This window comes from Agrobacterium sp. InxBP2 (assembly GCF_026191755.1).
In the GTDB taxonomy this organism is placed as follows: Bacteria; Pseudomonadota; Alphaproteobacteria; order Rhizobiales; family Rhizobiaceae; genus Agrobacterium; species Agrobacterium pusense.
Genome location: NZ_JAINDY010000023.1, coordinates 146431 through 161703 on the forward strand (window position 1 = coordinate 146431; position 15273 = coordinate 161703).

Sequence of the window (15273 nt, forward strand, 5' to 3'; positions counted from 1 at the left end):
GCAGGATGCGGCCTAACTGCCAACGCCCTGAAACATGCGGGCGCGCGCCTTCAATATGTGGTCTTTCATCGCGTCATGCGCAGCCTGCTCCCGTCGCGCAAAAATCGCTTCCACGATTGCCGTGTGCTCGTTCTGGACTTCGCGCACATGCTGCGGCGTCCGCTTGAGGCTGAGGCTGCGTGTCACCGACTGGCCGATTGCGAAATGCGGCTTGAACCAGATCCGCACCGTGATGTGGAACTGGTTGTGGCTCGCCTTCGCGATGGCTTCGTGCAGGGCGAAATCTTCCTCAGCACCGAGATCGTTGCGCTCGAGACATTGTTCCAGCGCGGCAATCGCCTGCTCGATCCGCACCCTGTCAGCGGCCTGCCAGTTGCGCGCCGCAAGCTCAGCCGCGGAAGCCTCCAATCCGGCCCTGAACTCAAAAAAACGCTGCACGTCGGCCAGCGAGCCGACCGGCACCTGTTGCAACACGGAAGAATCCGGCTGCTGACGTACATAGGAGCCGGATCCCTTTTGCGAAACGATAAGCTCGTCGTTCCGAAGCCGCTCCAGCGCTTCCCGCACAACCGGTCGCGATGCACCGAACAGCGACGCCAGATTCTGTTCCGATGGCAGCCGCTCGTTCACAGGAAACCGCCCGTCCGAAATCATGCCGACGATTTTTTCGTAGATGATGTCGCTCAGCCGAGTTTCGCCTCGAGCGGCGGCAGATGCAGTGTGATTGTCCATCAGCAGCCCTTTCGTTGCAAATCGCTGAAGTTAATGGGTTTCCTGCATTTTAATCGCAACAGAGATACCGGAGTTTTTGTGCGCGAGGGGGCTGTCCTGCCGATTTTTTCTTCAAGCCTGATCCTGAAAGCCGGCCTACAGATAAAAAAGATGTAAAAATCTGTCAATACTTGTAATCATCTGAAAACGCCCATATGGTCTGCCCCTGCCGATGGAGGATCGGCTTGCTGGCTGGCCGGGAGGGCCGTCGCGGTTCGGTGAAAGCCGTCTCGCTGCCGGTGATTTTTTGGGAGGATTGTCGATGCGCGATGGCGAAGCATTTTCACTGGGCGTAACGCGCCGAACCTTTATGGCGGGTGTTGGCGGCGTGGCCGCACTTTCCGTCATGGGAGCCTCGGCGCGGGCTGCTGCCGGCAAGCAGGCGCCGGAACTGGAGGCGCTGGTAAAGGACGGCAAATTGCCGCCCTTGGCCGAACGCCTGCCGAAAAATCCGATGGTGGTGACGCCGCACGAGAAAATCGGCACCTATGGCGGCACATTGCGCCGTGGCCTGCGCGGTTCGTCGGACCATAACGGCATCCTGCGCATGGTCGGCAATCAGGGCCTTGTTCGCTGGAACATGGATTTCACCGAGGTTCTGCCGAACCTTGCGGTGAAATGGGAGGTCAACGACGATGCCTCGCAATTCACCTTCCATTTGCTGGAGGGCGCAAAATGGTCGGACGGCCACCCCTTCACCGCAGATGACGTGGTGTTCGCCATCGAGGACTGCATCAAGAACAAGGAGCTTTACAGTGCCACGCCGGCGCAGCTTTCCGTGGCCGGCAAGGCGGTTGATGTCGAAAAAGTCGACGATTTCACGGTAAAGCTCAAATTCGCCGCGCCGAATGCGCTTTATCTCGAAAACCTCGCCACGCCGCTCGGCCAGCATCCGACGCTGTTTCCCAAACACTATTGCAGCAAGTTCCTGCCGAAATACAACACGGCGCTTGATGCTGATGTGAAGGCGGCGGGCGTCTCCAGCTGGACCGAACTGTTCCGCGCCAAATGCGGGGATATCGAAATTCCCTCCCGCTGGTCGAATGTCGACAAGCCGACGCTTGATCCATGGGTGGTGAAGGAGCCTTACTCCGGCGGTGCGACACGGGTGGTCATGACCCGCAACCCATACTTCTGGCAGGTCGATACCGAAGGTAACCAGTTACCCTATATCAACGAAATCAATTTCGGCATTTCGCAGGATGTCGAATCGCTGATGCTGAACGTCATTTCCGGCAAGATCGACATTCAGGAGCGCCATATCAGCGTTCTCGCCAACAAGCCGACCCTGTCGCAGAACATGAAAAAGGGTGACTACCGCCTGCTGACTTTGGTGCCGTCTGCCGCGCAGCAGTGCCAGATTTACCTGAACATCACCCACAAAGACCCGGCAATGCGCAAGATGTTTGCAGACAAGTCTTTCCGTCAGGCATTGTCCATTGCGCTCAACCGGCAGGAAATCATCGACATCGTTTATTTCGGCCAAAGCGAAGGGTACCAGGCCGGGCCACGCCCGACACATCCCTGGTACAATGAAAAGCTGGCACGGCAATTCACCGAATATGACGCCGACAAGGCGAACGACCTTCTCGATAGGGCCGGTTACGACAAGAAGAACGGCAACGGCATGCGGCTTCGTCCCGATGGCCAGCCGATCTTCTTCTCCATCGATGTTATCCCGACGCTCTATCCCGATCTGGTCGATGCGCTAGAGCTGGTGAAGGCGCAATGGGCGCAGATCGGCGTCGACATCAAGGTCAATACCATCGAACGCGCGCTCTATTATACACGCGGCGATGACAACGCCCATGATGCCGCCGTCTGGCCCGGTCCCGGCGGTCTCGATCCGATGCTCGACCCGCGCGATTTCTTCGCCTTCCATCCGCAGGGGTCGCGTTACGCCATTCCGTGGGCGCTCTGGTATACATCCAACGGCCAGAAGGGCGAGGAGCCGCCGGAAAGCCAGAAGAAGCGCTTCAAGCTTTTCGATGAGGCGCGCTCCACGGCCGACCTTGCCAAGCGCGGCGAGAAGATGAAGCAGATCTTCGAAATTGCGGCGGAAGAGTTCGAAACGATCGGCCTCTGCCTTGCGGTGGGCGGTTTCGGCATCATCCGCAACAATCTGCGCAACGTGCCGGAAACGGAACCCGACAGCTGGACCTGGCCCAATCCCGGCCCGGCGCTGCCGCAACAGTTCACCTTCACAAGCTGATAACGCCACATGGGCGTCGCTGCCGCAACGCGGCGACGCCTCTCAGGTTGTTTCGACCACCCACAGCCCGTCTCCTGAGTGGAAGGCGGCGCGTGCGACACAATGTGATTGCGAGAACGACATGCTGCTTTTCATCGTAAAACGCCTGCTGTGGATGATACCGTCCCTGTTTGCCGTCAGTTTCCTTGCTTTTGTCCTGATCCAGCTGCCGCCCGGCGACTATGTGACGACCTATATCGCCACACTGGCCGCCTCCAACGAGGTCATCGACCACAATACGGCGGCGCAGCTGCGCGAACGTTTCGGCCTCGATGACCCGATGATCGTGCAATATCTGAAATGGATATGGGGCATCGTCAGCCGCGGCGATTTCGGCATTTCGTTCGAGTGGCAGCAGCCGGTTTCAGGACTTATCTGGGAGCGCATGGCACTGACGCTGGTTCTGGCCATCGCAAGTCTTCTTGCAACCTGGGCCATCGCGCTTCCCATTGGCGTCTTCTCCGCCGTGCGCAAATATTCGATAGGCGACTATCTCTTCACTGCCTTTTCTTTTTTCGGCCTTTCCATACCCTCGTTCCTGCTGGCGCTGGTGCTGATGTATGTCGCGGCGGTAGAGTTCGGGGCCGATGTTGGCGGGCTGTTTTCCGCGGAATATGAGACCGCCTCGTGGAGCATCGCCAAGATGATGGACCTGATGGCCCATATCTGGCTGCCGGTCGCCATCCTTGCCGTGTCTTCCACCGCAAGCCTCATCCGCGTCATGCGCGCCAATATGCTGGATGAATTGCCCAAGCCCTATGTAACCACGGCGCGGGCGAAGGGATTGTCCGAGTTCAAGCTGCTGACGAAATATCCGCTCAGAATTGCGCTCAATCCCTTCATCTCTACCATCGCATGGCTGTTGCCCAATCTCATTTCGGGCTCCGTGGTTGTCGCCATCGTGCTCAATCTGCCGACGGCCGCGCCGCTGCTTTTGCAGTCGCTGATGGCGCAGGACATGTATCTCGCCGGCGCTTTCGTGCTGCTGATCTGCGCGCTGACGCTGATCGGTTCGCTGATCAGCGACATCCTGCTTGCGCTGGTCGATCCGCGCATCCGGCTCGAATAGGAGGGCACCATGAGCGATATTACCATGACCACCAATGCCCGGCAGGACCGCGCCGCCGTCGCTTCGCAGTGGCAGCTCATCTGGTGGGCGTTCAAACGCCACAAGCTGGCCATGGCCGCCCTGTTCATCACCATCGCCATGTATATCGTCGCGCTGGTGCCGGGCTTCTTCGCCATTAACGATCCGGTGCTTCAGAATGCCCGCGCCACCTTCCATCCGCCGCAGCGCGTCCACTTCATCGATACGACCGAGGGTTTCTCGCTCGGGCTGCACTATTATCCGCTGAAGCTGACCCGCAATCCGGAGACGCTTGCGGCGGTCTTCGTCGAGGATACGGCGAAGAAAATCCCGGTTCAGCTTTTCGGTCGCGGTTACGAATATTCCGTGTTCGGCCTGTTCACCACGGACCTCCATCTGCTGGCATCCACCGACAAAACGCGGCCGTTGTTCCTCTTCGGCGCGGATCGTCTCGGGCGCGATGTCTTCAGTCGCGTTGTGCAGGGCGCGCAGGTCTCCCTGTCCATCGGTCTTGTTGGCGTGTTCTTCTCGCTGCTGCTCGGCGTCGTTCTCGGTGGCATATCCGGTTATTACGGCGGCCGCATCGATTTCGTCATGCAGCGTGTGATCGACTTCGTGCTGTCGCTCCCCACCATTCCCATCTGGCTGGCGCTGGCCGCCGCCCTTCCGCAGGGCTGGCCTGCCACGCTGCAATATATGATGATTACCATCATCCTGTCCCTGACCGGGTGGGCGCAGCTCGCCCGTGTCGTGCGCGGCCGGTTCCTGTCGCTCAGGACCGAAGAGTTCGTGGCCGCGGCCCGGCTGGATGGCGTGCCGGAAGGGCGCATCATCTTCCGCCATATGTTGCCGAGCTTTTCGAGCCATATTATCGCTTCGGTCACGCTTGCGGTTCCGGCGATGATCCTTGCGGAAACATCGCTGTCCTTCCTCGGTCTAGGTCTGCAGCCGCCGACGATTTCCTGGGGCGTTTTGCTTCGCGAGGCGCAGAATATCCGCTCGATTGCAACCGCACCCTGGCTGTTCCTGCCCGGTGTGGCTGTCGTTATTGCCGTCATGGCTCTCAATCTGCTCGGCGACGGCCTGCGCGACGCAGCCGACCCCTATAACAAGTGAGGCCCCGGATGAGCGACATTCTTTCCATGAAGCCAGCCAAACCGCTGCTTGAAGTCCGCAATCTGGTCACTGAATTTCCGGTCAGAAACGGCGTTTTCCGGGCCGTCAACGACCTGTCTTTCTCAATCGATCCCGGCAAGACCCTCTGCGTCGTCGGCGAAAGCGGATCCGGCAAATCCGTCACCGCCCGCTCCATCCTGCAGATCATCGACAGTCCCGGTCGCATTGCGTCCGGGTCGATCATCCTCAACCGCGCCGACGGCACCTCTCTGGATCTGGCAAAGCTCGATCCGCGCAGCCGTGCCATCCGCTCGGTGCGCGGCGCTGATATCGCGATGATCTTTCAGGAGCCGATGTCGTCGCTTTCACCCGTGCATACCGTTGGTGACCAGATCACCGAGGTCCTGCGGCTGCATCTCAAGATGAGCAAGGGTGAGGCGCGCGCCGAGGCCATCGAACTGTTGCGCCAGGTGGAAATCCCCAACCCCGAAAAGGCGCTGGATCGCTACGCCTTCCAATATTCGGGAGGCATGCGCCAGCGTGCGATGATCGCCATGGCGCTGGCCTGCAAACCGCAGCTTCTGATCGCCGACGAACCGACGACGGCGCTCGATGTGACGACACAGGCCGAAATCCTCGACCTAATATCGCGGCTGCAAAAGGCGCATGGCATGGCGGTGCTGTTCATCACCCACGATATGGGTGTGGTGGCGCAGATTGCCGACGACGTGCTGGTCATGCACCATGGGGTCGCCAAGGAATATGGAACCGTGGATGAGATATTCCACAATCCGCAGGACCCCTATACCCGCATGTTGATCGGCTCCGTGCTGAAGCTGGAGCGGAAGGCTGAAATCCGGCTTGCGCGACCTCCGCTCGATCTCAAGGCCGCGCCGGTGCTCGAAGTGAATGACCTTTCCATGCATTTCGGCGAGATGAAGGCGCTGGATGGCGTGTCGATCAAACTATTGCCGGGCGAGACGCTCGGCATCGTCGGCGAAAGCGGCTCCGGCAAGACCACCATGGGCCGCTCCATCATGCGCCTTTACGATCCGACCGGCGGCGCGATGCTCTATCGCCGGGCAGATGGCAGCGTGGTCGATCTGGCCAGGATAGAAGGCGCCGAGCTGAAAGCCGCACGGCGTGAGCTGCGCATGGTTTTCCAGGACCCGTTCGGCTCGCTCAATCCGCGCATGACCGTGGCACAGGTCATCGGCGAGCCGTTGCTGGTCAACGGCATTGCCAGGGGCAGGGAGTTGGATGAGCGTGTCTGCGCGCTGATGGAGCAGGTGGGTCTCGATCCGGCCGGACGTGAGCGTTACCCGCACGCTTTTTCCGGTGGCCAGCGCCAGCGCATCGGCATCGCCCGCGCCATAACCCTGAAGCCGCGTATCATTGTGGCGGATGAGGCGACTTCGGCGCTCGATGTTTCGGTGCGGTTCCAGGTGCTGGATCTTTTGATGCGGCTGCAGGACGAGCTGGGGCTCGCCTATATCTTCATCAGTCATGATATCGGCGTCATCCGCTATATGTGTGACCGCGTAGGTGTGATGTATCGCGGCAAGCTGGTGGAAGTGGGAGACGCCGAAAAGGTCTGCAACGCGCCGGATCATCCCTATACGCAGGCGCTTCTTTCCGCCATTCCGCGCCCGGACCCACGCGACCGGGACCGTACCCGCAGATTCCGCTACGTCGAACCATCCGAAGTCAAGAACGGGGCCGTCGCGCGATGATGCCGGGCCTCGCACGCTGCAATTCATGAGGAAGACTGAAGCATGAAAATCGATCGCATGCGGGTATTCGTCACCCGCGACAAGGACCGCCCCCGTGTCATCGTCGCTCTCGATACCGATGACGGTTTGACCGGCTGGGGTGAATGTTACAATCACGGCCCCGATCTCGCCCTGCCGCCGGTGCTGGATTACCTCTACGGATTCCTCGCCGGTCAGGATCCGACAAGGGTGGAGTATCTCTATAATCTCCTGCTCCAGCAGAACCGCTTTCCGCCTGGAGCGCTCGGTCTGTCGGCGATCTCGGCGCTCGATCATTGCCTCTGGGACCTAGCGGCCAAGGCGGCGGGCGTGCCGGTCTACAAGCTGCTGGGCGGCGAAGTGCGCGACCGTATCAAGGTCTATGCCGGTGTCTACACCGCTCCGGATGCGCCGGCGGCAAAGGAGGAATTCGACCGTCTCAACGAGGATTGGGGCTTCACGGCCTTCAAGCTCAGCCCGTGGCGCCTCGATATCCACGCCCATCGCTGGGGCGAGGTGGTGCGCAGTTCCGCCGAGTATTTCCGTTCGCTTCGCGAAACGGTGCGGCCGGACTACGACATCGCCTTTGACGCCCATGCCAAGATTTTCGAGCCAGCGGCCGCCCGCCAGCTTGGCAATGCGCTTGCCCCTTACGATCCGCTTTTCTTCGAAGAGCCTTTGCGCCCGGAAAACATCGAGATGTGGGGAGACCTGAAACAGGGGCTGAACTGCACGCTGGCAACCGGTGAAAGCCTTTATAATCGCAATGAGTTCCTGCGTCTTCTTCAGGTAAAGGGTGCGGATATCATCCAGCCCGATATCTGCGTCGTCGGCGGCATTTCGGAGATGCGCCGCATCGCCACGCTCGCGGAAGCCCACTTCGTCAGCATCGCGCCGCATAACCCGATGGGACCGCTCGCCACCGCCGTCAACGTGCATTTTTCCGCTGCCCAGCAGAATTTCCGGATTCTCGAATACCGGCTGCCGAAAGGGCAATGCTACGTCTATGGCGGCACCGATCTCGAAAAACGCGAGGACGAAACCCGCTATGTCGTCGACCCCTATCTGCCGAAGGACGGATATCTGGAGCTGAGGCCCGACCGCCCGGGCTGGGGTGTCGAGATGGATGAAAAAGCCATGCAGGAAGATGGCTATGTTCATTGGCAAAGACGGGTGCCGAAACGGCCTGACGGCTCCTATGCCTTCGCCTGAAATGGTTACGGTTGCCTGCGGGCGGCTCTATGCCCGCCTGCGCCCTGCTTGGGGTGGTAGGATGACCCATCTGTGGCACGCGGACTACGGTGATATTCTGGTGCCGACAACGGAGCAGGATTTCGAGCCGTTCAACTGGCCGAGGGCCGGCGCATACCCGCTGTTTCCCTATCACAACCGGCTCTATCGCGGGTCCTTCGTCCATACGGGTATCCGCCATGACCTGCTGCCGCATCCGGCGCTTGCGCCTGACGCCATGCATGGCCCGGCTCACCGCCGGCCGTGGGAGATTTCGGACCTGTCGTCGGATCGGGTCGCATTGGCACTGGACTACGAGGCTGACGGAGAGTGGCCGTTTTCCTTCCGCGCCGAGCAGTCTTTCCTGCTGGAAGACGACAGCATGACCGTGGAATTGTCGATAACAAATCGCGCTAATGTGCCTGCGCCGGTGTCGCTGGGCTGGCATCCCTATCTGGCGGCCGGGCTCGGTTGCGATGCGCGGACGGACGCCAAACTGCAATATCCGCTGGACGCGCAGAACGTGCCAACCGGCCAGCCGCCGGCACCTCGCCCGAAACCCGCCATTCCCGCCGCAGCGGGATACACATTGCATTTCACCGATTGGTCAAGCGCACAGGTCGACTTCGACAGGTTTTCACTACGGCTCGAAGCCGATGCGGTTTTCGGCCATCTCGCCGTACACCGCATGGAACGTTATCTCTGTCTTGAGCCCGTTTCCATGGCCGCCGGAGCGCTTGGCCTGCCTCAGGCGCAGCGGGAAGGGCAGGGTCTGATGACCGTCGGCCCCGGCGAGCGCCTGTCGGGGCGCATCAGGCTCTCCATCGATCTTCAGGAGGGGCGGGTGCGTCTATAGCGCCCAATCGCCCAGCGCCCGCCGTTCACCTTCAAAAACGCCACATGCCCATATTTTGAGCGTCAGTTATTGCCGCTTAAAAATAAGCTTGACGACGGCGAAAATTTCTCACCAAATGAACCAATGTAAGATTGGTTCGGTAAATGGTGCGACGTGACGGTGAACCCCAACGACAACTCCAACTACGCGCTTGCGAAGTTGCGGGAGTACGTTCAGACGCAGGATCTTGCGAAAGACCGTCGCCTGCCCACGGAGCGGGCCTTCGCGGAAACCTTCAATGTCGGCCGTCGTGCGGTTCGTCGCGCCCTTGAGGTTCTGGAAGCCGAAGGCCTCATATGGCGGCGGCAGGGGGCCGGAACCTTTGTGGGTGAAAAACCGGATGATTGGTCCGCCCAGGTCACGGAACTGGTCGCCGGGACGGATTTCATGGAAATCATGGAAGTGCGCCTGCGCATCGAGCCGCAGCTGGCGCAGCTCGCGGCCATGCGCGCCAAGCCGGACGAGGTGGAGCGCATGCGCGCCCTTGTCGAAAAAACCGGCCAGAGCACGGATGCCGATGCCAAGGAATTATGGGATGGCTCGCTCCATCGCCAGATTGCCCAGAGCGCTGGCAACAAGCTTTTCCTGTCCATCTTCGATGTCATCAACCGCGTACGTCAGGATGATGCCTGGCAGTCGATACGGGAGCTTGCCCGGCGCAGCGGCGCAAACGGCAGGGCGTCTTTCGAACAGCATATGGCCATTGTCGACGCCATCGCCGACCGTGATCCCGCCAGAGCCGGTGAAGCCATGCGTCAGCATCTTCTCATGCATCAGGAAAGGCTGATCCGCGCCACGTCTCTCGGCTTCCTGGAGGAAGGCGTCGGGAAGGGCAATGCGGCCGAAGCTGTTAGTTCTATGACTGAGGCCTCTTGAGGCCACGGATGAAAACTGTCGTCCCTTACGGGCGGCCAATGACAAAAAGTCAAAATAACCTGACCAGAGGAACGAACATGAAGAAAATCCAGACATTGACTGTGGCGCTGTTGGCAAGCGTATTTCTGGCCTCGCCGGCGCTATCGTCCGAATTGCGCATCGGCCTCAATGACGATGCCGATGTGCTCGACCCCGCGCAATCGCGCACCTTTGTCGGCCGCATCGTTTACACCGCCATGTGCGACAAGCTGGTTGATATCTCGCAGGACATGAAGATCGTGCCGCAGCTTGCCACCGAATGGGCCTGGTCCGAAGGCGGCAAGGTTCTGACCATGAAAATCCGCGATGGCGTCAAGTTCCACGATGGCGAAACACTTGATGCGGCGGCGGTTGTCGCCACCATCGAGCGCAACATGACGCTGCCGGAATCTCGCCGCAAGAGCGAGTTGTCGTCTGTCGAGAAAGTCGAGGCGACCGGGCCGCTGGAAGTCAAATTCACCCTGAAGACGCCCGACGTTACCCTGCTGGCACAGCTTTCCGACCGCGCCGGCATGATCGTCGCACCGAAAGCGGCGAAGGAATTGGGCGCTAATTTCGGTTCCAAGCCAGTCTGCGCCGGACCGTTCAAATTTGTCGAGCGCATCCAGCAGGATCGCATCGTACTCGAAAAATTTGCTGACTATTGGGACAAGGACAAAATCCTCGTCGACAAGGTCGTGTATCTGCCGATCCCCGATACGACCGTGAAGCTTGCGAACCTTCGTGCCGGCGATCTCGATATCGCCGAGCGCATTTCGGCTTCCGATGCGGAATCCGTCAAGAATGATCCCAAATTGAACTATGCCGATGTCATCGGACCGGGCTACATGGCCATGTATGTCAACATCAACAATGGGGCACGCGCTGACAATCCGCTCGGCAAGGACAAGCGTCTGCGTCAGGCCTTTTCCTACGCGATCGATCGCGAAGCGATCGGCCAGATTGTTTTTGAAGGCACCTCCAAGGCCGGCAATCAGGCATATCCGCCCACAAGCCCCTGGTTCAACCAGAACCTGCCGGTTCCGCCGCGTGATATCGACAAGGCCAAGCAGTTGATGAAGGAGGCGGGTTACGAGACCCTGGATGTTGAGCTTCAGCATGCCAACAACACCACGCAGACGCAGATGATGCAGGTCATCCAGTCCATGGTGGCGGAGGCCGGCTTCAACGTCACTCTGAAGGCCACGGAATTTGCCACGCTTCTTTCCGAACAGACTGCCGGCAATTATCAGCTCAGCCGCTCCGACTGGTCGGGACGTATCGATCCCGATGGCAACCTGCACCAGTTCGTCACCTGCAAGGGCGGCATTAACGATGTGAAATATTGCAATGCTGAAGTGGACAAGCTGCTGAACGAGGCCCGCGCTTCGACCGACGACGCAGTCCGCAAGGAAAAATACGACGCCGCAAGCGTCATCCTCAACGATGACATGCCGATCATCTATCTCGGCCACCAGCCTTATGCCTATGCCATCTCCAAAAAGGTCAAGGGCTGGGCGCCTTCGCCTGACGGCATGATCCGTCTTCTCGGCGTTTCCAAGGACTGATCCCTTCGCATAGGCCGCACGGCTTGCCGTGCGGCCGCCAAGACCGGACCAAAACGGGGGCAATGCCATGCCTGTTTATATCGGCAAGCGACTGCTGGTCGCGATCCCGACGCTTCTGATCATTTCCATTTTCGTTTTTTCCCTGCAGAAACTCCTGCCGGGCGATCCCATCCTGGCGATGGCTGGCGAAGAGCGCGACCCCGCCACGATTGAATTCCTGCGGGAAAAATATCGCCTCAACGACCCCGTGCCGATGCAATATCTCAACTGGCTCGGCGGCGTGGTGACGGGTGATTTCGGCATTTCGCTACGCACGAACCAGCCGGTTCTGGAACTGATTGGCCAGAAGCTGCCGGTGACCATTCAGCTGGCTGTCATGGCGATGTTCTTTGCGATGATCATCGGCATTCCCATCGGCATTCTGGCCGCCGTCAAGAAGAATACGTGGATTGACTACACGGCCAATATCGTGGCGCTTTCCGGCCTGTCCATCCCGAATTTCTGGCTCGGCATCATGCTCATTCTGCTGGTGTCGGTGAAACTCGGCTGGCTGCCGGCATCGGGTTACGAATCGATCTTCGTAGACCCTGTCCGCTCCATCGAAACCATGATCATGCCCGCCTTCGTGCTGGGCAATGCACTGGCGGCGACGCTGATGCGCCATACACGTTCGGCGATGGTGGCGGTGTTGAGCTCCGATTACATCCGCACCGCCCGCGCCAAGGGGCTTTCCCCGCGCGAAATCATCCTGTCTCACAGTTTCCGCAACGCGCTTCTGCCCGTTATCACGCTCTTGGCGCTGCTCTTCGGCGAACTGCTGGCCGGTGCGGTTCTGACGGAGCAAATTTTCACGATCCCGGGCTTTGGCAAGATGACCGTGGATGCGGTCTTCACCCGTGATTATGCCGTCGTGCAGGGCATCGTGCTTTGCACCGCCGTCGGTTTCATCCTCATGAACCTGCTGGCCGACATTGCCTATGTCCTGCTCAACCCCCGCCTCAGGGCGACAATCTAAGGCCCTGATATCATGACCGTTCTGGATCAAAACCTTTCGATACCGGCGACACGGCAGGAAAGCCGCGCCTGGAAAAAGATGAAGCGCAACAAGTCGGCGCTCGCCGGCTTGATCATCGTCGTGTTTTTCGCCGTGCTGGCGATTGCCGCGCCGATACTGCCGATTGCCGACCCCGTCGCGACCAGCTGGTCGGCCATCCGCAAGGCGCCGTCGGCGGCCCATTGGCTCGGCACGGATGATCTCGGCCGCGATATTCTCTCGCGCATGATCTATGGCGCCCGCGCTTCGCTGATGGCCGGCGTCGTCTCCGTCATGATCGCCGTGGTGATCGGCGTCCCCTTCGGATTGATCTCCGGTTATTTTGGCGGCTGGGTGGATATGGTTATCTCCCGCATTACCGAAGCGCTGCTGGCCATGCCGTTCCTGATCATGGCGATTGCGCTTGCCGCCTTCCTCGGCCCGAGCCTTACCAATGCGATGATCGCCATCGGCCTTTCCGCCATGCCGATCTTCGTGCGGCTGACGCGCGGGCAGGTGCTGGCCGTCAAGATGGAGGATTATGTCGAGGGTGCAAGGTCTATCGGCCTCAACCACATCGACATCATGACCCGCTACATCCTGCCGAATGTCTTTGCCCCGATCATCGTGCAGGCGACGCTGACGGTGGCGACCGCGATCATCGCGGAGGCGAGCCTTTCCTTCCTCGGCCTTGGCCAGCAGGCGCCCGCACCTTCCTGGGGTTCAATGCTGAACACCGCCAAGAACTTCTTGAGCCAGGCGCCATGGATGACGATGTGGCCCGGCATTGCCATCTTCCTCGTCGTCATCGGTTTCAATCTTCTGGGCGATGGCCTGCGCGATGCGCTCGATCCGCGCGAAGCATGATTTTTTACAAGGAATATCGGAATGACTGATTTCACCACACGCCCTGAAATCCTTGGCACCTTCGGCGTCGTCACCTCAACCCACTGGATCGCCTCGGCGGTTGGCATGGCAATCCTCGAGAAGGGCGGCAATGCCTTCGACGCCGCCGTCGCCACCGGCTTCGTGCTGCAGATCGTCGAGCCGCATCTGTGCGGTCCGGGCGGTGATATGCCCGCCGTGTTTTATTCGAAGCAGAAGGACAAGGTGGAGGTCATCTGCGCCCAGGGCCCGGCTCCGAGCGGTGCGACGATTGAACATTATACTTCGGAAGGTCTGAAACTCATCCCGGGCGACGGGCTGCTCGCCACCGTCATTCCCGGCGCCTTCGATGGCTGGATGCTGATGCTGCGCGACTATGGCACGATGACCGTTCGTGAGGTGCTGGAACCGGCCATCTATTATGCCGAACAAGGGCATCCGACGCTGCCGCGTGTCTCTGCCACCATCAAGGGGCTAGCCGATTTCTTCGAAAAGGAATGGCCGACTTCCTACGAAACATGGCTGCCGGGCGGGGCCGCACCGGAGCCCCACGCCAATTTTCGTAATCCTGTTCTGGCGGCGACCTATCAGCGGATCATCACTGAAGCTGAAGCGCGTTCTGGCCGCGAAAACCAGATCGAGGCGGCGCGCGATGCCTTCTACCGGGGTTTCGTTGCGGAAGCCATCGACAGTTACGTCAGCACTTCAGAGGTGATGGATGCCAGCGGCACAAGGCACAAGGGTGTGCTGACCGCGCAGGATATGGCCGGGTGGAGCGCTACCGTGGAAGCGCCGCAGACGCTCGATTATCACGACTGGACGATTGCCAAGACGCCAGCCTGGGGGCAGGGTCCGGTTCTGCTGCAATCGCTTGCGCTGCTGAAGGGCTTCGACATTGCGGCCATGGACCCGTCCGGTCCCGATTTCATCCACACCATCGTCGAAGCCATGAAGCTCGCCTTTGCTGACCGCGAAGTCTATTACGGCGATCCGGAATTCGGGCAGATTCCGACGGAATATCTCCTGTCGGAAGGCTATAATGCCGGACGTCGCGCGCTGATTGGCAGCGAGGCCTCGCTGGAGCTGCGCCCAGGCATCGTGCCGGGTTACGAAAAGCAGGTGGACGCGACAATGGCGATGCTGGCGGAAATGAGCGGCAAGGGCACCGTCTACGAGCCGACCATGTCGCATCTGACCGAAAAGCGCGGTGACACCGTGCATATCGATGTCATCGACCGCTGGGGCAACATGGTTTCCACCACGCCATCGGGCGGCTGGCTGCAGTCATCCCCCATAGTGCCCGGCCTCGGTTTCGCGCTCAATTCCCGCGCCCAGATGTTCTGGCTGAAGGAAGGCCTGCCGACCTCGCTTGCGCCGGGTAAACGCCCGCGCACCACATTGACGCCCTCGCTTGCGCTGCATCAGGGCCGGCCTTCCATGGTCTTCGGTACGCCGGGTGGCGACCAGCAGGACCAGTGGCAGCTGCCCTTCTTCCTGCGTTATGCCCACCACGGCAAGAACCTGCAGGCGTCGATCGACATGCCCTTGTTCCATACCTCGCATTTTCCGGGTTCGTTTTATCCGCGCACCAGTTCACCGGGTGAAATCATGGTGGAGGGCACAGTGGGCGAGGCAACGCTCGCCGAGCTTCGCCGTCGTGGCCACCGGGTTACCGTTGCCGATGCCTGGTCGGTGGGGCGGCTCACCGCGGCGCGCCGCGATGCGGACGGCCTGCTGCGCGCCGCCGCAACACCGCGGTTGATGCAGGCCTATGCGGTAGGACGGTGAAACC

Annotated in this window: 12 protein-coding genes; 11 read left to right on the forward strand and 1 reads right to left on the reverse strand. The window is 60.1% G+C overall.

Annotation, left to right across the window (positions count from 1 at the left end; genetic code table 11):
- Window positions 1-12: 12 nt before the first annotated feature.
- Window positions 13-732, reverse strand: coding sequence for a FadR/GntR family transcriptional regulator (locus K7A42_RS07415; RefSeq protein WP_003521683.1), 720 nt, complete (start codon window positions 730-732; stop codon window positions 13-15).
- A 301-nt stretch (window positions 733-1033) separates the two neighbouring features.
- On the opposite strand from K7A42_RS07415, the gene K7A42_RS07420 reads away from it, so the two are divergent.
- The 11 genes from K7A42_RS07420 (at window position 1034) to K7A42_RS07470 (ending at window position 15269) form a co-directional block, all read left to right on the forward strand.
- Window positions 1034-2983 (forward strand): ABC transporter substrate-binding protein, encoded by a 1950-nt coding sequence (locus tag K7A42_RS07420; protein WP_282455031.1) that lies wholly within the window; start codon window positions 1034-1036, stop codon window positions 2981-2983.
- Window positions 2984-3104: 121 nt separating this feature from the next.
- Entirely contained in the window at window positions 3105-4091 is a 987-nt protein-coding gene (locus tag K7A42_RS07425; protein ID WP_003521681.1) for an ABC transporter permease, read from the forward strand.
- A 9-nt stretch (window positions 4092-4100) separates the two neighbouring features.
- The gene (locus K7A42_RS07430; RefSeq protein ID WP_004444561.1) at window positions 4101-5225 is read left to right on the forward strand and encodes an ABC transporter permease; all 1125 of its coding nucleotides are present in this window, start codon (window positions 4101-4103) and stop codon (window positions 5223-5225) included.
- 8 nt (window positions 5226-5233) lie between these two features.
- Complete coding sequence (locus K7A42_RS07435) at window positions 5234-6958, forward strand: ABC transporter ATP-binding protein (protein ID WP_282455032.1); 1725 nt, start codon at window positions 5234-5236, stop codon at window positions 6956-6958.
- A 42-nt stretch (window positions 6959-7000) separates the two neighbouring features.
- Complete coding sequence (locus K7A42_RS07440; protein ID WP_022563876.1) at window positions 7001-8188, forward strand: galactarate dehydratase; 1188 nt, start codon at window positions 7001-7003, stop codon at window positions 8186-8188.
- The gene (locus K7A42_RS07445) at window positions 8175-9062 is read left to right on the forward strand and encodes an aldose 1-epimerase (protein WP_112552826.1); all 888 of its coding nucleotides are present in this window, start codon (window positions 8175-8177) and stop codon (window positions 9060-9062) included. Before K7A42_RS07440 ends, K7A42_RS07445 begins: the two co-directional genes overlap by 14 nt.
- 153 nt (window positions 9063-9215) lie before the next feature.
- Window positions 9216-9977, forward strand: coding sequence for a FadR/GntR family transcriptional regulator (locus tag K7A42_RS07450; protein WP_034497871.1), 762 nt, complete (start codon window positions 9216-9218; stop codon window positions 9975-9977).
- A gap of 77 nt (window positions 9978-10054) precedes the next feature.
- Window positions 10055-11563, forward strand: coding sequence for an ABC transporter substrate-binding protein (locus tag K7A42_RS07455; protein ID WP_034497869.1), 1509 nt, complete (start codon window positions 10055-10057; stop codon window positions 11561-11563).
- A 67-nt stretch (window positions 11564-11630) separates the two neighbouring features.
- Window positions 11631-12578, forward strand: coding sequence for an ABC transporter permease (locus K7A42_RS07460; protein WP_034497866.1), 948 nt, complete (start codon window positions 11631-11633; stop codon window positions 12576-12578).
- Window positions 12579-12590: 12 nt separating this feature from the next.
- Complete coding sequence (locus K7A42_RS07465; protein WP_162699385.1) at window positions 12591-13463, forward strand: ABC transporter permease; 873 nt, start codon at window positions 12591-12593, stop codon at window positions 13461-13463.
- 21 nt (window positions 13464-13484) lie between these two features.
- Complete coding sequence (locus K7A42_RS07470; RefSeq protein ID WP_112552828.1) at window positions 13485-15269, forward strand: gamma-glutamyltransferase family protein; 1785 nt, start codon at window positions 13485-13487, stop codon at window positions 15267-15269.
- Window positions 15270-15273: the final 4 nt, after the last annotated feature.

Excerpts from the sequence above, each read along its gene's own strand:
- K7A42_RS07435 (WP_282455032.1), top strand. The coding sequence starts at position 5,234 with ATGAGCGACATTCTTTCCATGAAGCCAGCCAAACCGCTGCTTGAAGTC.
- K7A42_RS07455 (WP_034497869.1), top strand. The coding sequence starts at position 10,055 with ATGAAGAAAATCCAGACATTGACTGTGGCGCTGTTGGCAAGCGTATTT.
- K7A42_RS07415 (WP_003521683.1), bottom strand. The coding sequence starts at position 732 with ATGGACAATCACACTGCATCTGCCGCCGCTCGAGGCGAAACTCGGCTG.
- K7A42_RS07425 (WP_003521681.1), top strand. The coding sequence starts at position 3,105 with ATGCTGCTTTTCATCGTAAAACGCCTGCTGTGGATGATACCGTCCCTG.
- K7A42_RS07460 (WP_034497866.1), top strand. The coding sequence starts at position 11,631 with ATGCCTGTTTATATCGGCAAGCGACTGCTGGTCGCGATCCCGACGCTT.
- K7A42_RS07440 (WP_022563876.1), top strand. The coding sequence starts at position 7,001 with ATGAAAATCGATCGCATGCGGGTATTCGTCACCCGCGACAAGGACCGC.
- K7A42_RS07470 (WP_112552828.1), top strand. The coding sequence starts at position 13,485 with ATGACTGATTTCACCACACGCCCTGAAATCCTTGGCACCTTCGGCGTC.
- K7A42_RS07420 (WP_282455031.1), top strand. The coding sequence starts at position 1,034 with ATGCGCGATGGCGAAGCATTTTCACTGGGCGTAACGCGCCGAACCTTT.
- K7A42_RS07465 (WP_162699385.1), top strand. The coding sequence starts at position 12,591 with ATGACCGTTCTGGATCAAAACCTTTCGATACCGGCGACACGGCAGGAA.
- K7A42_RS07445 (WP_112552826.1), top strand. The coding sequence starts at position 8,175 with ATGCCTTCGCCTGAAATGGTTACGGTTGCCTGCGGGCGGCTCTATGCC.
- K7A42_RS07430 (WP_004444561.1), top strand. The coding sequence starts at position 4,101 with ATGAGCGATATTACCATGACCACCAATGCCCGGCAGGACCGCGCCGCC.